Origin of the sequence: Sulfuricurvum sp., from assembly GCF_041651515.1 — a bacterium.
Classification (GTDB): domain Bacteria; phylum Campylobacterota; class Campylobacteria; order Campylobacterales; family Sulfurimonadaceae; genus Sulfuricurvum.
Genome location: NZ_JBAZJF010000010.1, coordinates 30,552 through 49,754, shown reverse-complemented (window position 1 = coordinate 49,754; position 19,203 = coordinate 30,552). Strand labels below are relative to the sequence as shown.

22 protein-coding genes are annotated in these 19,203 nt (G+C 42.2%); 5 read left to right on the top strand and 17 right to left on the bottom strand.

The features are described 5' to 3' along the window. The 7 genes from nfo to WC407_RS13420 are packed head-to-tail and all read right to left on the bottom strand — an operon-like array spanning nucleotide 1 to nucleotide 5,896. On the bottom strand, nucleotides 1-849 hold the full coding sequence (gene nfo, locus WC407_RS13450) for a deoxyribonuclease IV (protein WP_373023191.1): 849 nt from the start codon (nucleotides 847-849) through the stop codon (nucleotides 1-3). Then, on the bottom strand, nucleotides 839-2,671 hold the full coding sequence (locus WC407_RS13445) for a P-loop NTPase fold protein (protein ID WP_373023190.1): 1,833 nt from the start codon (nucleotides 2,669-2,671) through the stop codon (nucleotides 839-841). The genes nfo and WC407_RS13445 overlap by 11 nt, the downstream gene beginning before the upstream one ends. 59 nt (nucleotides 2,672-2,730) lie before the next feature. After that, nucleotides 2,731-2,961, bottom strand: coding sequence for a type II toxin-antitoxin system MqsA family antitoxin (locus tag WC407_RS13440; protein ID WP_373023189.1), 231 nt, complete (start codon nucleotides 2,959-2,961; stop codon nucleotides 2,731-2,733). Beyond that, a complete protein-coding gene (locus tag WC407_RS13435) occupies nucleotides 2,958-3,236 on the bottom strand; it encodes a DUF4258 domain-containing protein (protein WP_373023188.1) in 279 nt (92 codons plus the stop codon). The genes WC407_RS13440 and WC407_RS13435 overlap by 4 nt, the downstream gene beginning before the upstream one ends. 39 nt (nucleotides 3,237-3,275) lie before the next feature. After that, entirely contained in the window at nucleotides 3,276-4,421 is a 1,146-nt protein-coding gene (locus WC407_RS13430; RefSeq protein ID WP_373023187.1) for a pyridoxal phosphate-dependent aminotransferase, read from the bottom strand. Continuing rightward, nucleotides 4,408-4,908, bottom strand: a complete 501-nt coding sequence (locus tag WC407_RS13425) for a hypothetical protein (protein WP_373023186.1) — start codon at nucleotides 4,906-4,908, stop codon at nucleotides 4,408-4,410. The genes WC407_RS13430 and WC407_RS13425 overlap by 14 nt, the downstream gene beginning before the upstream one ends. After that, nucleotides 4,880-5,896, bottom strand: coding sequence for an aldo/keto reductase (locus WC407_RS13420; RefSeq protein WP_373023185.1), 1,017 nt, complete (start codon nucleotides 5,894-5,896; stop codon nucleotides 4,880-4,882). Before WC407_RS13420 ends, WC407_RS13425 begins: the two co-directional genes overlap by 29 nt. Nucleotides 5,897-5,989: 93 nt before the next feature. Between WC407_RS13420 and WC407_RS13415 the strand changes: the two genes are divergently transcribed. The 3 genes from WC407_RS13415 (at nucleotide 5,990) to WC407_RS13405 (ending at nucleotide 8,575) form a co-directional block, all read left to right on the top strand. Next, nucleotides 5,990-6,322, top strand: coding sequence for a hypothetical protein (locus WC407_RS13415; RefSeq protein WP_373023184.1), 333 nt, complete (start codon nucleotides 5,990-5,992; stop codon nucleotides 6,320-6,322). Between the two features lie 73 nt (nucleotides 6,323-6,395). Then, a complete protein-coding gene (locus WC407_RS13410; RefSeq protein WP_373023183.1) occupies nucleotides 6,396-7,661 on the top strand; it encodes a DNA polymerase IV in 1,266 nt (421 codons plus the stop codon). Between the two features lie 8 nt (nucleotides 7,662-7,669). Then, nucleotides 7,670-8,575 (top strand): DUF234 domain-containing protein, encoded by a 906-nt coding sequence (locus tag WC407_RS13405; protein WP_373023182.1) that lies wholly within the window; start codon nucleotides 7,670-7,672, stop codon nucleotides 8,573-8,575. Here WC407_RS13405 and WC407_RS13400 read toward each other — a convergent pair. Both WC407_RS13400 and aguB read right to left on the bottom strand, forming a co-directional pair. Continuing rightward, nucleotides 8,558-9,346 (bottom strand): J domain-containing protein, encoded by a 789-nt coding sequence (locus WC407_RS13400; protein WP_373023181.1) that lies wholly within the window; start codon nucleotides 9,344-9,346, stop codon nucleotides 8,558-8,560. The genes WC407_RS13405 and WC407_RS13400 overlap by 18 nt on opposite strands. A 59-nt stretch (nucleotides 9,347-9,405) precedes the next feature. Continuing rightward, entirely contained in the window at nucleotides 9,406-10,251 is an 846-nt protein-coding gene (gene aguB / locus WC407_RS13395) for an N-carbamoylputrescine amidase (protein ID WP_373023180.1), read from the bottom strand. A gap of 109 nt (nucleotides 10,252-10,360) precedes the next feature. On the opposite strand from aguB, the gene WC407_RS13390 reads away from it, so the two are divergent. Beyond that, complete coding sequence (locus WC407_RS13390; protein ID WP_373023179.1) at nucleotides 10,361-11,107, top strand: flagellin; 747 nt, start codon at nucleotides 10,361-10,363, stop codon at nucleotides 11,105-11,107. Nucleotides 11,108-11,130: 23 nt separating this feature from the next. Here the strand turns inward: WC407_RS13390 and argS are convergent, their stop codons facing one another. The 4 genes from argS to WC407_RS13370 all read right to left on the bottom strand — a co-directional run bounded on the left by argS (nucleotide 11,131) and on the right by WC407_RS13370 (nucleotide 15,127). Continuing rightward, on the bottom strand, nucleotides 11,131-12,711 hold the full coding sequence (gene argS / locus WC407_RS13385) for an arginine--tRNA ligase (RefSeq protein WP_373023178.1): 1,581 nt from the start codon (nucleotides 12,709-12,711) through the stop codon (nucleotides 11,131-11,133). A gap of 3 nt (nucleotides 12,712-12,714) precedes the next feature. After that, nucleotides 12,715-12,954, bottom strand: a complete 240-nt coding sequence (gene tatA, locus WC407_RS13380; protein WP_373023177.1) for a twin-arginine translocase TatA/TatE family subunit — start codon at nucleotides 12,952-12,954, stop codon at nucleotides 12,715-12,717. A gap of 98 nt (nucleotides 12,955-13,052) precedes the next feature. Beyond that, nucleotides 13,053-13,676, bottom strand: a complete 624-nt coding sequence (gene gmk, locus WC407_RS13375; RefSeq protein ID WP_373023176.1) for a guanylate kinase — start codon at nucleotides 13,674-13,676, stop codon at nucleotides 13,053-13,055. Beyond that, on the bottom strand, nucleotides 13,673-15,127 hold the full coding sequence (locus tag WC407_RS13370) for a hypothetical protein (protein WP_373023175.1): 1,455 nt from the start codon (nucleotides 15,125-15,127) through the stop codon (nucleotides 13,673-13,675). The genes gmk and WC407_RS13370 overlap by 4 nt, the downstream gene beginning before the upstream one ends. 79 nt (nucleotides 15,128-15,206) lie before the next feature. On the opposite strand from WC407_RS13370, the gene WC407_RS13365 reads away from it, so the two are divergent. Next, nucleotides 15,207-15,689: a hypothetical protein gene (locus tag WC407_RS13365; protein WP_373023174.1), complete on the top strand. Its 483-nt coding sequence runs from the start codon at nucleotides 15,207-15,209 to the stop codon at nucleotides 15,687-15,689. On the opposite strand, the gene fliR is transcribed toward WC407_RS13365, so the two are convergent. From fliR to rpsB, 4 genes are all read right to left on the bottom strand, one after another. After that, nucleotides 15,681-16,445 carry a flagellar biosynthetic protein FliR gene (gene fliR / locus WC407_RS13360; RefSeq protein ID WP_373023173.1) on the bottom strand — a complete coding sequence of 255 codons (765 nt, stop codon included), beginning with the start codon at nucleotides 16,443-16,445 and terminating at the stop codon, nucleotides 15,681-15,683. The two genes, WC407_RS13365 and fliR, sit on opposite strands and share 9 nt — an antisense overlap. Nucleotides 16,446-16,447: 2 nt before the next feature. Next, nucleotides 16,448-17,089, bottom strand: a complete 642-nt coding sequence (locus WC407_RS13355) for an ABC transporter ATP-binding protein (protein ID WP_373023172.1) — start codon at nucleotides 17,087-17,089, stop codon at nucleotides 16,448-16,450. 92 nt (nucleotides 17,090-17,181) lie between these two features. After that, nucleotides 17,182-18,249: a translation elongation factor Ts gene (gene tsf, locus WC407_RS13350; protein WP_373023171.1), complete on the bottom strand. Its 1,068-nt coding sequence runs from the start codon at nucleotides 18,247-18,249 to the stop codon at nucleotides 17,182-17,184. Nucleotides 18,250-18,251: 2 nt separating this feature from the next. Continuing rightward, nucleotides 18,252-19,019: a 30S ribosomal protein S2 gene (rpsB, locus tag WC407_RS13345; RefSeq protein ID WP_373023170.1), complete on the bottom strand. Its 768-nt coding sequence runs from the start codon at nucleotides 19,017-19,019 to the stop codon at nucleotides 18,252-18,254. Nucleotides 19,020-19,203: the final 184 nt, after the last annotated feature.

Below are 19,203 nucleotides of genomic sequence, written 5' to 3'. Positions count from 1 at the left end.
CTACTCCTGCATTGAATATAATAAAGCTATCTCCTGCGCCCAAATCGTCTCATCGATCGTTTCCAAAACGAGCGGGATATCATCCATGCGCGGGTCATTCATAATATAACCAAACGCATCAAAGCCGATTTTTCCTTTTCCGATTGAATCGTGTCGGTCAACATGACTCCCCAAATCAGGTTTGGAATCGTTGATATGCATCCCTTTGAGATAGTTAAACCCTACTATTCTATCAAACTCTCCCCAAGTTGCATCATACGCCTCTTTCGTTCGGATATCATATCCGGCCGTAAACATATGGCACGTATCAATACACACACCAACCCGTGATTTATTTTCGATACGCTCAATAATGGCTGCCAGATGCTCAAATTTCCATCCGAGATTGCTCCCCTGCCCTGCCGTATTTTCGATGGTGAGATTAACCCCTTCGACTCTCTTAATCGCTTCGTTCATGCTCATCGCGATCCGATCGATACACTCTTCTTCGGTGATTTCTTTGAGGTGGCTGCCGGGATGAAAATTCAACCGATCCAATCCCAATTGAGAACACCGATGCAACTCATCAATAAAAGCATCGAGCGATTTTTGCCGCTTCTCCTCTTCGGGATGCCCCAGATTGATCAAATACGAATCGTGCGGAAGAATGTGTTTAGGGAGGATTCCGCTTTTTGCGAGGTTCGCTTTAAAGAGTGCAATCGTCTCCTCTTCAAGAGGTTTTGCCGCCCACTGTTTTTGATTTTTGGTAAAGAGGGCAAATGCCCTCGCGCCGATCGCCATTGCGTTTAGGGGAGCGTTAAAAACACCGCCTGAAGCGGAGACGTGAGCACCGACAAATTTATTTGACATTATTTTTTTCCTTTTCCATGTGCTGTATTTGTTTTTCAATTTTTCGAATGATTTTTTCTTCAATATTTTCATTCAAGTACTTTAACCAAGTCACTTTTATAGTTATTGGTTTATCTTCCATTTCGTCCCTGATAATCTTACAAACTCTTTTCCAAAAACTTAGTTCCTCTAATAGAGGAAAATATACACCCCATCCAACTTGATCATAACGTATTAAAAGAGTCTTCACTACATTACGAAAGTGCTGATTTTTGACGTGATACAAAGTCTCAACAAAATCTTTCGGATTCAGATTTTGAAATACTGGTAAACGATAGAGAATATCATTTCTTGTTTCTGAAAGCATTCCCATGAACATGCTAATATTATTCTCTTCCAAATATTTTAAAAGTTTCTCACTTTGTACCGATAAATCTTCGTAAATTGTCTCTTTGGCTTTTTCTAAAAGATAATTTTTTACCTCTTTAAACTCATCCGTTTCTTCACTCTGATATCCTAACACAAACGCAGATTGTTCAATACGAAAATCATCCACAGTATAGATGTCATCCCAATTTTTACGATTGTGATCAATATATGCCTTCATGATTTGAACAATGTCAGCCTCTGTATTCTGATACAGTCCATTAATACTTAAACGCAATAATATTCCTGTTATATGCATCACAATTTCAGGATCCGAGTACTCATTTCGTTCCAACTTATCGAGTGTACTTTTTAACGCTACTTGAAATTCTTCCTCTTCAAGTTCTCGAAAGTACCATAAATTGATCCATTCTTCCCGTTCTTCTCTAAAAAAATAGCGGCTTCTATTGAGATCATCCGAGATTCGTTTAGACGTTAATATACCTAACGTAAAAAGATCAATCCAACTTTCCATAGACAATAATAATTCATACGACAAAAAACTGTATTTATGAAAAACTTTTTCAATCGGTGTTAATTCATCATCAGATTTTTCTTCGTTCAGCATCCTGCCTACACGCAGCATTGTCATCTCTTGAAGTGTCTGGATGTCAAGCTTTCCACTTTTTATCTCAAACGTAAAAGCAAAAAAGATTTGAATGATCTCTACCATCAACTCGGAATGATTTTGAAACTTTAGCTCAAAAAGGATTACCAATCGATCAAAATCTAGTATCCCTTGACGTAGACTACGCAGGTTTTGGTAACCAGCTGTATCAAAAACAGATTTGATGATTGATTGATTACTATTCAATACCTCTTTTGCATTTTTTAACTCATTCGTAAATGTTTTAAATGCAGTTTCAAAATCTTGCTCGATGCCAAACGTTTTTCCTACGGTTTTTTCTTTAAAAAGAACATATTTTTCATCTTCTTTTAGTTTATCTTCATCCGCAAGGAGAATAACTTTTTGTTTGTGTATCTCTGTCAATCCATTAATATAACCATGCAGTTCTAATAATTCTATACCTGCTCGTTCCAAATCATCAAATATGAAAATTACATTTTGATTGCCTTCTTGTTTTAAAGCCCACCCCATTGGCATATCAGACAAATTAATGCCTGTGAATTTTTTTAGAACTTGCCCCACTAATTTTGCTGTCACACTTATGTCATGTGTATCATCTATGTTAAATAGTTTTAAAAGAACCTGCTTATGAATGTCCTCTTTAGATTTCAATCCGAATAAACTAACTTTGACAATATTTTTTGTATTCTGATATTCCTCAATTACCTGATTAATGAAAAAAGTTTTTCCACTTCCCCATTTCCCAGAAAGTAAAACGGCATACTGAGGCTCATTCAAATTTAGGTAGTAATCTAAAAACTCATTGATGTGCTGATTTACAATTGCCAAAATATACCTTGCTTTAATGGAAGCTAGATTCCAGATCAAGTCGGGAATGACGAGAAGAATTACGCCGCGCTTTGATACTCGCGAATATCGACTTCGACACCATTTTTAATAATCTCTTGTGCTTTTTTCAAAAGTTCAGCGGTTACAGTGTCATCGACGTATTTTTCTCCGCAGTTATCACATACATGAGCGGGAACGTGTTTGAACACAATCGTAGAACCATTTTTTTCAAGCGTTACTGTTGTGTCACCCAATTGAGTCTCACCATGTTTACAAATCAAACATTTCATGATAATTTTCTCCTCGTTTTTAAATCTTCTAACCATTTTTCAAGTGTCGGTTCATATACTGTAATCACAATAATAGTTTCATTCTCATCTTTTGCATAGACGATATGAAGCGCTCTTTTATCTATATACCCCAATACCAAAAATGAAGGATACGGTTGATCATCAGGGTAATTTTCTATAATCTCACCCGTTTTTACAACGTATTCAACATCTGCTTCATTTACATCACGTTGAAACATTCTCTCGATCGCATGAACTCTGTAAACAAAATTCAATTCCCTACCTCTCTTCTTTCAACAACTCTTATTATTATATCACAGTCGTCGAATTCTCTCTGCCGCCTCTTCGAGTACATCAAGAGGTTTAGAGTAACAAAAGCGAACCATATTTTTCCCTGCATCGTCATGATAAAATGCCCGTCCCGGAACCGAAGCAACCCCTGTTTTTTCTAAAATTTCCATCGCTTTTTCAAAATCATTATTTCCTGCTACACTGCTCACGTCGGTCATGACATAATACGCACCTGATGGAATACTGGGAGTCAGTCCCGCAGCGCGCAGTGCATCACAGAAAAGATCACGTTTGTGTTCATGGATACGGGCAAGTTCGGTGTAATAGCCATCCCCCAAACTCTCCAGCCCGACCGCCGCCCCGATCTGAAGCGGTGCGGGGGCGCAGACATATATAAGATCATTGAGCTGCGCCATCGCCTCGATAACATTCACTGGGGCTATCGCGTATCCCAATCGCCATCCCGTAATGCTGAATACTTTTGAAAACCCTGATAATACAATGCATCGTTCTTTTAGACTTGGAACGCTGAGTGCCGTTACGTGCACCGCATCGCCGTACAAAAAGTGCTCATACATCTCATCGGCAAAGACAATCAAATTGTGTTTTTCAGCAAATTGCCCTATTGATTCCAACTCTTCACGGGTATAAACTTTACCGCTCGGATTGGCGGGATTGCAGATCACCATCGCACGGGTTTTGGATGTTACAACCGCTTCGAGTGCTTCTAAATCCAGTTTCCACTTGGGTGCTTCGAGACGAACAAACGTTGGTACCGCACCGAGTGAGGTTAAGGTAGATCGGTGATAACCGTAGTAGGGTTCGAACAATATCACTTCATCCTCAGGATTAAGCAGCGCCATACACGCCGTATAAAATGCCCCCGTTGCTCCATCCGATACAAGTACCTGTTCAGGAGCTATCTCCACATCATAAAACCGTTTCATCTTATCCGCTATCGCTTGACGAAGTCGTGGCAACCCTTCTGTCGGGGTATAAATATTAATCCCCTCGTTCATCGCCGCATACGCCCCCTCGATCACCTCACGAGGAACTTCAAGATCACAAACTCCTTGCGCCATATTAATCCCGCCCAATGCATTGCAGGCTCGTGTCATCGACCGAATATGCGATTGCTCGATGGTTCCGCTGCGTTCACTCAGTTGCATTATTCTCCTTTACATCAGCAATTTTGATCATAATGCCGTTAAGACGATCTTTAAAATAAATTTCCGAGGGTTTACGCCGATAAACAAAATCAATATCCTCATTTCGGATATACTGATAAAGGGTTCCGTTACACATTTCACTTTTCCCTTGTCCACCAAATATATCTTTTCCCGAAATAATATTGCGCATCGTATCGGCAGGATATCCTTCATAAAGATAATCATGGACAAATTTTTCTTCGCTCATGCACCCCGAACTGACACATACCTGCGAATCAATCGAGATTTTCTCCACCGCTACTCCGGCAGTAAACAATTCCACTTCAACCGCATCACCCTCACGGCGAACATATCCCATATCGGAAAACTTGAGTTTCGGACTTTTAATCGTGATAATCTTGGGTTCGCTGATGGAGTAGTGTTTTGACGAACACCCTCCAATCAGCAAAACAAGCGCACTAACCCATAGGATAGAGAATTTTTGCATGTACACCGTCTAAAGCCTTTAATACCTCAGAAGTGAGGGTTAGATTCATCGCCGCTAAGCTCGCATCCAATTGTTCCGGAGTTGTTGCTCCAATGATCGTTGAGGCAACAAAATCAAACTGCTTGCTCCATGCAATCGCCATCGTCACAGGATCTAATCCTGCTTCATGAGCGATGCGGAGATACTCCTGTGTTGATGCAAGGGTCTTGTCATTTAAAAATCGTGATGCCATAAGCCGCTGACGTTGGTTAGGTGATTTAACGTAATCGCTAAATCGCCCCCCTTCATTGCTGTTTTGATTATACTTTCCGCTGAGTACCCCACCTGCCAAAGGTGAATAGGGGAGCAGTGAAATCTTCTCTTCGCGGCACAATGCACCGATCTCGGTCAAATCTCGTCGGTTCAACAAGGAAAAATTGTTTTGAATGGACTCAAAGCGAGCCAGTTTTTCATATTGGCTCACCATCAGCGATTTCATTGTTCCGCGCGCCGTGTCATTAGATGTACCGATATAACGTACTTTACCGCTTTGCACCAATGCATCAAATGCCCTCATTGACTCCTCAATGGGGACAATCGTATCGGGCCAATGCATCTGATACAGATCGATATAATCGGTTCCGAGTCGTTTTAATGACCCCTCAATAGCCCGCTCAATGTGAAATCGATCAATAGCGGTCATCCCGTAACGAATCGGTGGGACAAACCATCCCGATGCCGCACCGGCGACCTTGGTTGCCAGTATCAACGAATCACGCGGTTTGGTTTTAAGCCAACGCCCCACCATCTCTTCGGTCAGACCGGCCAGCTTTTCTTCCGGCGGTACCGGATAAAGTTCAGCCGTATCGAAAAAATTGACTCCGGCGTCATACGACTTGTCCATGATAGCAAATGCATTTTTTTCATCGCATTGGCTCCCGAACGTCATTGTCCCCAAACAAATCGGCGATACGCGTAAACCGCTGCGTCCGATATAGCGATAGTTCATACATTCTCTTTTAATAGCATAATTAATTTGTAATTGTATTCTACCTTTTTTTGAGCTACAATTAAGCTCAGATAATTTAAACGGGAGGAAACCATGCTCGATATTCTTCGTGAAGCACAAGGACGATTTAAAGAAATTCATACTTTGCTCAACAACAATGAACCCCAAAGTGGCGAGTATTTCGAACGACTCAATGAATCAACCCAAAATGCCTACGTCTTGATGAATGAGGGGATGTGTGCCAATACAACCGTCTGTCATCAATGTGCTGAACACCGTGACTTTTTACACTCCATGATCGGAATGTTAGAAGATTTGGAATTAGGGACTCCTATTTCCAGTATCTACCGAGAAAAGCTACAGAGCTATAATGCTAAAGTGACTGAAATTCTCACAAAAATATCCGACGTACTCAGCTCTTTTTAAAACGACGGATGCGCAATAGCGCAATCTGTCATATTTTCTCTCCTCTTTATTTATTCCTACTACACTGCATTGTATGAAAATACACATTGACCTTGATTGCTTCTTTGTCTCCGCAGAGCGGACCCTCGACCCTACACTGCTTGGCAAAGCGGTAGCTATCGGAGGACGCGGTGATCCCTATATCTTTTCCAAAGATCGTTCCAACCAAGAACTTCTTCTCGAAAACGGTGGCTCCTTTGTCGGAAGTTTTTTTCACCGTTATCAGGGAGATGATTTGGGACAGTTCATCGATCCTGACGGAAGAGTACGGGGGATTCTAACCACTGCAAGTTATGAAGCACGTGCTTATGGGATAAAAACAGGAATGAGCATTCGTGAGGCATTAACACTTTGTCCACAACTTATCATCAAAGGTCCGAATATGGGACTGTATCACCGCTTGTCTCATGCATTAAAGCTATTTTTACAAGAGCGTATTCCGTTGATCGAACAGGCAAGTATCGATGAGTTTTACGGTGATTTAGAAGGGTGGATAAGTGATGATGAAATTCCGGAGTTTATCGACTCGCTCCGCCATGCCATCAAACGTCATCTTAATCTCCCCGTTTCCATCGGAGCGGCCCATTCCAAAACCATCGCCAAGCTTGCTACCGATACCGCCAAACCGTTCGGATGCCGTACCCTTTTAGCGCACGAGGTCTACCCTTTTATACGCAATATTCCCGTTGCGAAGTTTCCCGGCATCGGTCGAAATATGGCTCGCCGTTGCGGTGAATATCATATCAACACATTGGGTGATCTGCTCCGCGCCCAATCCCTTATCTGTTCTTGGGGCCCTTATGCTACCGCATTGTACGAAACGATTAGCGGGCGAAATCTAGGAGAGCTGACCCTCAACGCCCCACGCAAATCGATCGGAATATCTCGAACATTCGATCCGATCACCGATCGTTCGGAGGTACGACGCCGAATTTCTATCCTCGCACGTCATTTAGCCTATGCGATTAAGCGGCTTGAAGTCTATCCGACCACCTACACTCTCAGTATTTATTATCTTCAGTATCCAAAATCCCATCACAGTATCACCGAACTCCGTCTTTTCAACGAACAGCGGTTTCGCCACCTTTGCTTAGAACTTTTCGGCTCTGCGGATCTCCATCGTAGGGGGGGAATAACCCATCTTGGGATAAGTGCATCCCGTTTCAGTACCCATACCCACCAAACCTTTTCCCTTCTCGATTACGAATCGGATCGTGCCCAGCATACTTTTGATAGTGCCACCCGAAAAATTCGGGATAAATACGGACTGGATAGTTTACGATGGGGAAATGAGTTATAATCTATCCAATGGATAGAAAGCTCTTTAGTGATTTTTTTCACCGCAACCTTCCCAGCGATATGGAACAGTGTATCGATCTCTTTGCCATCTTCGGAGGGTTAGATGATCCCATCAATACCGATGAGGATATCGAAACGCTGATTATTAAACATATACTCGAACCGTTTGAAAAACATCAAAAGGATATTTTTGAGCTGTTAGGAGATGATCTGCTGTATGGCAAACTGCTGCATGCTATCAGTATCGGAGATCGACGGCTTGATTCAGCCTATCGCCGTGCCCGCATCGGAAAAGAGAGAGGACGCGAAGCCTTTGAATTTTTACTCCGTATCGGTTATCTCTCCATAGAACACTCCCGTGAAGTACCACTCCTTAAAATTCATCCGAAACAACGGTTCAAAAAAGAGATCGAACGGCATAAAATATCCCATAAACTTCGCTTTCATAGTCCATTTCTCCGATTTTGGTTTGCCTTTGTCGAACCGTTTAGGAAAAGTATACACGAACAAAATTATTCACCGATGATGGAGCATTTTCATACTCATCATAATGAATTTGTCGGATTTATTTTCGAGGAGTTATGCGGCCTCTTTATCCATGAAATACTGAGTTTGCGTTTTGAAGATACTATAATAGATTCCGGCAGTTATTGGGATCGAGAGGTAGAAATTGATCTATTAAGCGAAACAGCACGGGGAGAACTTTGGATCGGAGAGTGTAAATGGACCAACCATAAACTCAACAAAAAAGAGCTCCATAAACTCGAAGAAAAATGGACTAAACTCTCGCTCGCCCCCGATAAAATACTCCTCTTTTCGAAGAGAGGATTCTCTAATGAACTCCTCGCCCTAAAAGAGCGTCGGCTTTATCTCTATAGCGCAGAAGATTTGGAAGGATTAACTCGCCGCCTTTAATGCGTCATAAGCTTCTTGAAGAAGTTGAAATCGTTGGGTATATTTATTGACAATCTTAGGCCCTTTGGTCTGAACTCGATCGGGATGATACCGTTTTGCCAACTCACGATATCGCTTTTTTAAATCATCCGACGAAGCTCCAACCGGAATCTCAAAAATCGCATGATAACGCATCATTTTATTGATTGCATCATTCCCAAATACCCACCCTCGATAATTACTGTATAAGCGGCTCATAAAATCATCATCGAATTTGTAATTGATACTAAAATGGAGTACATCACGCCGATTAAGAGTTTTTTCCAAACGCATTTTGGCCTGCGGAGTACTCACATCGATATCAATCGTACTGATGGTTGAACTCACCACCAACGTCGAAAGCTGCTGTTTGAGATAACGCATTATCCATCGATTTGAACTCAAAATTGTAAACTTTACACGGCTCGGACTAAGGGCATAGAGTTCGATATCAACGGTTTCACTTTTGCGATACGGCACTTCAATCCGTACCGCTGCCGTTTTGCACCGTTTTAACGAACGGCGATAAAAAGGGCTTGAGAGGTCATTTACACGGGTATAACAGTCGCTGAGAGAATCTAAAAAAGCCTCTTTTTTATCCGAAGAGGCTTCGTTGTTTAACACTAAAACCCCATTATCCAAAAACAATGTATTATGAATATGATGATCGAAAAACTCGTCCATCCATGATTCTTCGAGAGTATTAGAACTCCCTTGAACAAAGATAGCATTATTGCGTAAAACAACTCTCACGGATACCCCCGGTTAGTGATTCATTACCTCACTAAAGCAAAAGGAGTTCCATAAAATTATTATTTTACAATCTCTCTGTAACACTCAGCACGGCGATCGCGGATAAGCCCCCAATAGTGACGGTGTTCCCGTATGGCTAACGGATCAAACTCGCTATACAAAATCTCTTCTTTGTCGCGAGATGCTTCTGCGACTTTTGCGCCCGTATGATCCGTGATAAACGAAGAACCGTAAAACGTCAAAGTACAACTCTCTCCGATCTCTTCGCCGATGCGGTTGGCGGCGATAACGGGAATGATATTCGCTGCTGAATGCCCCATCTGAACCCGCTGCCAGTGTGACGCTGAATCGACACCGATCTCAGGCTCGCTTCCGATCGCGGTAGGGTAAAAAATCATATCGGCTCCCATCAGGGTAAGGCAACGCGCCGTTTCGGGAAACCACTGATCCCAGCAGATACCGACACCGACGTTGCCGTAACGAGTTTTCCACACTTTGAATCCCGTATCTCCCGGCTCAAAATAAAATTTTTCTTCATATCCGGGTCCGTCAGGAATATGGGTTTTACGGTAATTTTCCATCACCGTGCCGTCCGCATCGATCATTACCAATGAGTTAAAATAACGATCCCCCGAACGTTCAAAATAACTGATTGGCAATACGACACCAAGCTCTTTCGCCAACGCACTAAAATGACCTATTAGTGGATTGTTTTCAAGAGGTTGGGCCCACTCAAAATATTTTTTATCCATATCTTTGCAAAAGTAGTATCCTTCAAACAGTTCTGGGATCAAAATAATGTTGGCACCGTTGCCTGCCGCTTCACGCACCATCATTTCAGCTTTTGCAATGTTCGCCGCTTTATCCCTGTCCATCTGCATCTGTATTGCCGCTACTTTGATCATTATAATATCCTCACAAAAACTCTTTCTAAAATTATAGCCAAGCACTTATAAAACCTTAAACTACTACGTGCTATTCTGTTATATAATGATATCGTAGAAGGGGGATCTTATGAAACTCGACACACAATACAGCGCACTCCCACAAATGAATGCCGAATCTACCAAACGTGACAAGACACTCGAAAAAATTGCTGCCGCTCAGCAACTCAATATGAGTGACAGTGCATCACAAGCAATCGCATCTATGATGCAAAGTGACATATCGGGTATGTCACAGGGGCTATCGAATGTAAATGACGGCATTTCAATGATGCAGATTGCAGACGGAACGCTAAATGGCCTCAGTCAACAAACGCAAACATTAAATGATCTTAGCGTTCGCTACAACAGTGCATCACTCAATGAGAGCCAAAAACAAGGACTGCAAAGTGAATTCAACAAAACGGTTGATTCCATGCAGCAATCCATCAACACGACTACCTACAATGGGCAATCTCTCTTCAATACTACCAATACTTTTTCTTTAGGAGACGGTTCCACTAGCGTCACATTAGGAAATGTATCCCCCAATGGGTTATCAATTGATAATCAAGCAGGGATTAGTGACTATGCTAAAACACTTTCTTCTGTCTCGAGTGATATCGGTTCAGCAAACAATGGATTTATCAGTGCTTCCAATACCTTATTGAGTAAAATCACGGAGACTTCTGCGGCAAAAAGTCAAATTGCTGATACCGATTTAGCCAAAGCGATCAGTGATTTCCAGCAAAGCAACAGTAAATTAAATATGGCTCAAATTGCAATAGCACATCAAAATGATGCACTTCGCCAAACAATAGGGAGATTGTTAGGCTAAAAACTAACAAACGACCGAAAGAGTTACATTCGATCCTTAGCGGCAATTCCGAGAAGAGAAAGGCCTGTTTTAAGAGAGAGGGCGACAACAAGAAGTACTTTAAGCAGTTTTGCTTCATCTTCATTACCGATAATACGCGTATCGTAATAGAATTTATGTAATTTTGCCGCTAATGCTTTGAGGTAATCAGGGACTTTTTGTGCCTGACGTGATTCAAAAGCATCTTCAATAATTTCAGGAAGCAACAGCGCTTCAAACAACAATCCGTCGGCATCCGCACTCAATCCATGCAAATGTGAACCCATGATCTCTTCCATGCTTTTTTCGCTTTTAGCAATAAGAGTCTGTATCCGTGCATGCGCATATTGGACATAGTAAATCGGATTGGAGCTGTCTTGGCGTTTAAGCTCTTCAATATCGAATTCGAGTGCCGTATCGCACTTTTTACTTGCAAACATAAAGCGTAACGCTTCCGCACCGATCTCTTCGACGACATCACTCATTAAGATGACGGTTCCGGCACGTTTAGACATTTTAAACGGTTCACCGTCTTTGAGCAAACTCACCATCTGCGAAAGAAGCACTTCAAGTTTGTCTGAATCGTACCCTAAAAAAGTAATGGCCGCTTTCACACGGGCAATATAGCCGTGGTGATCCGCGCCCCAGATATTGATGTAATCATCATATCCACGCTCAAACTTTTGGTTATGGTAGATAATATCTCCCGCAAGATAGGTCGGACGACCGTCTTCACGAACGACGACACGGTCATGATCGTCACCGAGATCGGAGGATCGGATAAAGGTTTTACCCTCATTTTGGTAAACACCATTCCCCATTTTTGCCATAACGCGATCCCACTCATTATAGAGGGATGCCTCACCTACAAATGTGTCAAAATGGACATTAATGGCTTTGAGATCATCAACAATAAGGGCCAAGATTTTATCTTTCGCCCAAAGGGCAAGCTCTTTTTGTCGGCTCTCATCACGTAGGACCTCTTCTCCGAAACGTTCGACAGCCTCCGCAGCCAAATCACTGAGGTACTCGCCGCGATAGTATTTTTCAGGCCATTCAACACTCTCGCCTAGCAGGCTGCTGCGGCCTTCGAGCTGAAGGGAAACACCGAGTAAATCGATCTGATTACCTGCATCATTGACATAATACTCCGCAGTAATATCGTATCCCAAATGACGACCGAGGCGTAACATAGTATCACCGTATACCGCACCACGTGCATGTCCGATATGAAGCGGTCCTGTCGGATTGGCACTCACGAATTCAAGGAGGATAGAACCTTTTTTATCACTGCTGCCAAATTGTGTATCGTGAGACAATGCCCATGAAGCATATTCGTCCAAGAATGATTCGGAAAGGCGAAAATTGATATACCCTTTGACCGATTCAACCGCACCGAAGATATCACTCTCATTGAACGATGTCGCGATCTCTTCAGCAATTACCATAGGAGATTTTCGAAGCTCTTTAGCAAGGGAAAAAGCAATAGGGGTAGCAAAGTGGCCGAAAGAACGATCTTTCGGTTTTTCGAGGATAACATCACAATTGAATTTCTCGCGCAACAGCGCACTGACTCGCTGCTTCAAGGCTTACGCTTGCGTAGTGGTTTTGGTAGCTTCAACCGTTGTTGTAGCGGTTGGTTCAACTTGCTTTGGAGCTTCGACGATAGTAGCTTCTGATTCTTCCGCTTTATCCTCTTTCATCTCTTTTTTAAAGTTGCGTATACCTTGACCAAGCCCTTTTGCAAGATCCGGTATTTTCTTCGCTCCGAATAATAAAATTATAATTCCAAAAACTATTAACCAATGACTTGTGCTAAAACCACCCATAGGTACATTTCCTTTTATATAAAATACTTGCAAGCAGTATAACGGCTCATTGCTGTAATCGTCCTTATGAGATCAAGGCATATATTTTAGTTATATCTCTAACTTTGGGCTTCCCAATGCTGAACAAACTCATTAATTTGAAGGGTTGGTATTTTCATACGTGCCGCTTTGGCAATGGAGACCAATATGTCGGACGCTTTCTCTATGTCATCATTGACCACCAAATAATCGTATTCGCTTATCCGCTGCACTTCACGTTTAGCCATTTCAAGACGTTTATTGATAATCTCTTCACTGTCGGTAGAGCGGTTATGAAGCCGCCGTTTCAACTCTTCGAGAGAAGGGGTTGTGATAAAAACCGACGTAGTGATATCTCCTAGACGATTTTGCACCGCATCATGCCCCTGAACATCAATATCAAAAATAACCAGTTTTCCCTCTTTAAGCGCTTGTTTTACCGGGCTTAAAGAAGTACCGTAATAATTCCCGTGCACGAGTGCATACTCTAAAAACAGTTCTTGCTCAATCTCGCGCTTGAACTCTTCTTGAGAAACAAAATGGTAGTGTATACCGTTTTCTTCTCCGGCTCTGATTGGCCGTGTGGTTGTTGAAATCGAAAAGTAGGTAGGGCCGATATGATCGATAATCTTAGCGATTATTGAACTTTTTCCTGCCCCGCTTGGACCGGATAAAACTAAAATTGCACCACTCAAAGCATTCACTTGCTATCCCCGAAATTAATATTGATGCTGATATTCAGTCCTTTGAGGGACTTGGCAACATCTTCATTTGCCAAGGCTTTTAGGAGCGTTTGCAATGCTTCAACCCCTTCAGCATGCGTGGCTTCTTGTGTCACGGAAGGAGCTTCTAGCGATACCTCTTCAGAAAGCTCAATGGCTTCATCTAAGACCTCCGTATGCTCGCTTTCCTCAACCCCATTTTCAGCTTCTTCCTCCTCAACCTCTTCACCGATGGCTAGCTTTAGTTCTCGTTCATTGAGCATATCAAATTCACCCAAATTGTCTAGACCTTCAAACGCATCAGATAATGACGCAGGCTCTGTTTCTATCTCCAGTCCATCAAGCATGCTATCATCAAACTCCATATCAAGATCATCCGGTTCTAATTCTTCCACCGCCTCTTGAATTTTAAGCTCGAGATCGTCCAATCCTTCATCACTTAACGGCTTTTCATCCTTTATAGTGCTATTCTCTCTCTCTTCAGAGAGATCCAATTCGCCAAAATCAAAATCTTCATCGTCTATCTCTTCAGCCACTGCTTTTGGAATTGGCACTTCATCATCCATATCAAGACTTTCGAAATCATCTAACGCCGTGTCAGTTATACTCTCTTTCTCCTCTGGCATGTCTAAATCGCCAAAATCAAAATTATCTTCGTCTATTTCTTCACCTGTAGGTTCTCCGGCTGTGAGAGGTTCCACCCCTTCATCCATATCAAACCCTTCAAAATCATCTAACACCGTGTCGCGTGAAGGTACATTTTCCTCCGACAGGTCTAAGTCACCAAAATCAAACTCATTTAACACATCAGAGGACATATCTTCATTGTCTATCAGTTCATCATTTTCAGTATCTTCGAGCAATCCTCGGACTTCAGCAACCTCTTCGTGATCTAAAATAGCAGGATGATGCTCTTCGTTCTCAAAAGAAGTTAGCTCACCGGAGAGATCATCTAAATCAAGATCATCAGAATTATCCCTTACATCGTGTACGTCATGCACCGTTTCAAGATCCAAAAGCGACTCTTCCAAATCAATGGCCAAATAGGGATCTTCTTTGGGACTTTGAGAAACTGTTTCGCCTAAATCAATCACTTTTTCAGAAACTTTTGAGGAGAGTCCCGCATTAATCTTAGCAAATAAATCGACCAAGTCGGTCGGCAAAAAAGGTTTATTTATAACGTGGTCAAATCCTACTGGAATAGCATTTCCACGTGTTGCCATAAGAAGGGTAACGTTAAATGAAACAGCCTCTTTAAGTGATGCAAACATTTCATCGCTATAGAGGGCATCATCAATAATTAATAAATCATATCCACTCTCCTCAATCTCTTCCATCGACCAAACAACACTAAGATTATCTCTTGTTTTTTGTGCGCTTAAAGCTACCAGTTTTCGGACAACGGGATTATCGTTAAAAAGTAAAATATTCATGATCGGTACTGCCCCTCGTTTGCTCGGCTCTTGATGAAGCGAAAGCTAAATGGTATCATTGTAACTAAAAAAGAATAAAATGATAAAATTTCTCCCTCTTCTTTTTGTTTTTTCACTTACCTATGGAAATACTATTGATTATCTCTTGCCCGATTCCGGTGCCGTTTTTTCCCATACCTTGGAAGGGATATTAAAACATTCCCGCAGTGAAATTTTAATTATTTCTCCCTCTTTTAACCACGTTTCACTGAAACGTGCGTCACTGGAAGCGGTTAAACGAGGTTCGCATTTGACCCTCATTGTCCAATCCCTTAAAGGTGACCCTTTATCTGTTGCTCAATATGAGCGGGTTGATGTCCGTACCCTGATCGGCAGACCCCTTGAGGGGAGCATCATTATTATTGATAACCAGCAAGTATGTACGTTCTCAGCTTCTATCGATTCAGAAAGCTTTATACAAAATACCTCTATCGTACACTGCAGTGATGATGCTGTCGAACTCAGATCTTTACAAACAATATTCTTACCTCTCATTAAGCGCTCTAAGGCGTATTTAGAATAATTTGTCCAAAAAATTATACGCATCTTGGGTCTGTATCGTGACGATCTGTAAGGTCGCAGCTAATGTCACCATCAATACGACAAAAGCAATAGCAATCTTAATCGGTGTCCCGATAACCAATAAGTTAAATTGAGGCATCGTTTTCATTAACATACCGAAAATAACATCGGCTAGCATAGATAATGCCGTTATCGGAAACGCAATCATAAATCCGACCACAAACATATTACCGGCTGCATGAATAATATAGCTAAACAACGTAGGTGTCACCATAAATCCGCCCAACGGTACATGAGCAATTGATTCAGAGGCATAAAGCAGTATCCAATGGTGCAGATCAAACATGAGCAGCGTCATTAAAGCCAATAACGATAAAAACTGGCTTACAATCGGCATCGAAATACCTGATTGAGGATCAATTGCCGACGCCAGTGAAAAACCCATCATAAACGAAATTTGTCCACCGGCAAACGTAATAACATTATACGCCAGTTGCAAGACGGTTCCTACGGCCAATCCGAAAAGCATTTCACCCAATATAGCTACGGTCAAGCTTAAACTATCGGTGGGAATATTCAAAGCTGGAACAGCTCCGAAAAAAAGTATCGTAAAGAAAAAAGCCATAGCCGCTTTGATCGATACAGGAATATTGGCATGTGAAAATATCGGAACCGCCATAAACAGTGCACTAAAACGGGTAAATAGGAGGATAAATGCGACTGTTCGCCCTTCGCTGAATATCTCTGCCCACTCCATCTCTACACCTCTACCAAATGCCCTTCACGCATCCGATACACCCGATTACATTGTTTGGCAAGTGCCTCATCATGGGTTACAAGAACCATTGCGGCATTGTGATTTCGGACATAATCATGAAAAATATGCATCACCTCTTCCGCAGTAGCGTGATCCAAATTTCCGGTCGGTTCATCGGCGAAGATGATTCGTGGTTTTTTCGACAATATTCGCGCTATCGAAACGCGCTGCTGCTGACCTCCGGAGAGTTCCGTCACTTTTTGAGTAATCACATGCCCAATTCCGAGGCGTTCAAGCAGTATAGGGTCGATGCTTTCTCCCGCCAAAATTGCTGCTACTTCGAGATTTTCGTATGCGCTAAATCCCTTGAAAAGATAGTGACTTTGATAAATAAGTCCTAAATCATTCCGTCGTAATCTCACCAGCTTTTTATCATCCAGAGTGTAAATATTTTCACCGAACAATTCAACACTCCCCTCATTCGGACGTAAAAGTGAAGAGAGGATGTGGAGCAGCGTCGATTTACCGCTGCCGCTTACTCCGACAATCGCGATGGTTTCTCGTTCATTGAGCTCGAGGGAAACATCACTCAATAGCGGATAATCAAAACGATGAGATAGTGAGGTTGCTTTTAAAAGTGTCATAAAAGAATTATAAAGGATATAGGATTAAAAAAGGGAAAATCGAGGAAAGTTCCCCGCAAAAAGCGAGAATCAGAGAAAAGAGGAAAAACCTCTTAACTCATTTGTGCAGCGACTTCGGCAGCGAAGTCGTTGACTTGTTTTTCGATACCTTCGCCGACTTCGTATTTTACGAATTCAACGATTTCAGCAGTACCGCCGTGAGCCGCAGCCTCTTTGGTCAATGCCTGTGCTACGGTCAAAGAATCGTCCATAACATAGTTTTGATCCAACAATGCAAGCTCTTTATCCAATGTAGTATTGTCCGCTACGAAACGAGCCAATTGTCCAGGGATGATATTTGCCCAGATTTTCTCCGGTTTACCGTCCGCTAGCAACTTTGCTTTGATCGCTTCTTCAGCAGCAGCCATAACCTCTGGAGTCAATTGCATCATAGAGATGTATTGAGGAACATTTTTAAGAGGTTTTTTCAAACGTCCAAGCTCTTCATTTTCCGTTTTGATCGCTTCGATACGACCAATGGTCTCTTCTTCAACAAATTTAGGGTCGAAATCTTTGTAACTGAGCGTTGTAGGTTTCATTGCCGCTGCGTGCATCGCGATGTTTTTGATCATCGGTGCAATCGCTTCAGCCGTTTTTTTACTGTCGCAATTAACTGCAACCAAAACACCTACACGGCCATTTGAGTGAACGTAACCGTTAACGCATCCGTTTTCACCCGCATTGAGGGTTACAAAACGACGAGTTACGATTTTTTCACCGATACGAGCTACTTGTGCCGTAAAATACTCAGAGAAAGTCCCTGTTTCATACGATGTTTCATTCAACTCTTCTACCGTGCTAACACCTGTAGTAAATACGTGTGCCGCAGTGTTGCCTACGAGGTTAATGAAACCGTCATTTTTTGCAACGAAATCGGTTTCAGAGTTAATTTCTACCAACGAAGCAGAAGCGAAAGTTTCAGCAACTTTAAGACCCAAAAGTCCCTCTGCCGCTACACGATCCGCTTTTTTAGCTGTTTGAGCCATACCGCGATCACGTAAAAATTCTTTCGCTTTTTCCATATCACCATCACACTCAGTAAGGGCTTTTTTGCAATCCATCATAGGTGCATCAGTCGCCGATCTGAGATCTTTTACCATAGCTGCTGTAATTTCTGCCATGATTATGCTTCCTCTGCTACTTCTTCAGATGCCGCTTCGAAAACTTCTTCCGCAGTTGCTTCTTCCGCTACCGCTTCGTCGTTTCCGCCGTTGCGAAGTGCTTTACCTTCGTTGATCGCTTCAGCCATTTCTTTACAGAAAAGTTGGATAGAACGGATCGCATCATCATTTCCAGGGATTGGAATATCGATAACGTCTGGATCACAGTTGGTATCAAGTGGTGCAACAACTTGGATTCCAAGGTTACGCGCTTCTTGTACCGCGATGTGTTCTTTAACCGCATCGATAACAAACATCATGTCCGGCAAAGTTTTCATATGACGGATACCGCCAAGGTATGCAATCAATTTGTCTTTTTGACGATCCATCATCAACGCTTCTTTTTTAGTCAAAAGGTTGATTTGTCCGTTTGCTTGCATCTCTTCGATGATATCAAGTTTACGGATTGATTTTTGGATTGTAGGGAAGTTAGTTAGCATTCCACCCAACCAACGATTATCAACGTATGGCATACCACATTTTTCAGCCGCTTCACGGATCGCTACGCGAGCTTGTTTTTTAGTTCCTACGAAAAGAACGGTTTTACCTTCAGCCGCAGCATCAAGAACGATTTGGTAAGCACCGCGAAAATAACGCAATGTTTTTTGAAGGTCGATGATATAAATATTTTTACGAACACCGAAAATGTATTTTTTCATTTTCGGATTCCAACGACGCGTTTGGTGACCGAAGTGTACACCACATTCGAGAAGGTCTTTCATTGTGACCATAAGGGACTCCTGATAGAGAAATATTATGTTCTTCGTTTACTTGGGCGAGCGCAAACAGAGCCGATGAAACATCGGATGCACGAGAACAGCACGATTCGCTTGCGATTTTTTTCTTACGTCATCAAATGAGGAGAGAAAATCGGGCGGATTATACTGAAACGGCACTTAATTGTAGCTGTATTTA

What these genes read in the sequence shown, in the direction of transcription:
- WC407_RS13370 (WP_373023175.1), bottom strand. Translation starts at nt 15,127, where the DNA reads ATGAATATTTTACTTTTTAACGATAATCCCGTTGTCCGAAAACTGGTA.
- WC407_RS13390 (WP_373023179.1), top strand. Translation starts at nt 10,361, where the DNA reads ATGAAACTCGACACACAATACAGCGCACTCCCACAAATGAATGCCGAA.
- WC407_RS13440 (WP_373023189.1), bottom strand. Translation starts at nt 2,961, where the DNA reads ATGAAATGTTTGATTTGTAAACATGGTGAGACTCAATTGGGTGACACA.
- WC407_RS13365 (WP_373023174.1), top strand. Translation starts at nt 15,207, where the DNA reads ATGATAAAATTTCTCCCTCTTCTTTTTGTTTTTTCACTTACCTATGGA.
- WC407_RS13420 (WP_373023185.1), bottom strand. Translation starts at nt 5,896, where the DNA reads ATGAACTATCGCTATATCGGACGCAGCGGTTTACGCGTATCGCCGATT.
- WC407_RS13355 (WP_373023172.1), bottom strand. Translation starts at nt 17,089, where the DNA reads ATGACACTTTTAAAAGCAACCTCACTATCTCATCGTTTTGATTATCCG.
- WC407_RS13410 (WP_373023183.1), top strand. Translation starts at nt 6,396, where the DNA reads ATGAAAATACACATTGACCTTGATTGCTTCTTTGTCTCCGCAGAGCGG.
- tsf (WP_373023171.1), bottom strand. Translation starts at nt 18,249, where the DNA reads ATGGCAGAAATTACAGCAGCTATGGTAAAAGATCTCAGATCGGCGACT.
- aguB (WP_373023180.1), bottom strand. Translation starts at nt 10,251, where the DNA reads ATGATCAAAGTAGCGGCAATACAGATGCAGATGGACAGGGATAAAGCG.
- WC407_RS13425 (WP_373023186.1), bottom strand. Translation starts at nt 4,908, where the DNA reads ATGCAAAAATTCTCTATCCTATGGGTTAGTGCGCTTGTTTTGCTGATT.
- WC407_RS13430 (WP_373023187.1), bottom strand. Translation starts at nt 4,421, where the DNA reads ATGCAACTGAGTGAACGCAGCGGAACCATCGAGCAATCGCATATTCGG.
- nfo (WP_373023191.1), bottom strand. Translation starts at nt 849, where the DNA reads ATGTCAAATAAATTTGTCGGTGCTCACGTCTCCGCTTCAGGCGGTGTT.
- WC407_RS13405 (WP_373023182.1), top strand. Translation starts at nt 7,670, where the DNA reads ATGGATAGAAAGCTCTTTAGTGATTTTTTTCACCGCAACCTTCCCAGC.
- rpsB (WP_373023170.1), bottom strand. Translation starts at nt 19,019, where the DNA reads ATGGTCACAATGAAAGACCTTCTCGAATGTGGTGTACACTTCGGTCAC.
- tatA (WP_373023177.1), bottom strand. Translation starts at nt 12,954, where the DNA reads ATGGGTGGTTTTAGCACAAGTCATTGGTTAATAGTTTTTGGAATTATA.
- fliR (WP_373023173.1), bottom strand. Translation starts at nt 16,445, where the DNA reads ATGGAGTGGGCAGAGATATTCAGCGAAGGGCGAACAGTCGCATTTATC.
- WC407_RS13415 (WP_373023184.1), top strand. Translation starts at nt 5,990, where the DNA reads ATGCTCGATATTCTTCGTGAAGCACAAGGACGATTTAAAGAAATTCAT.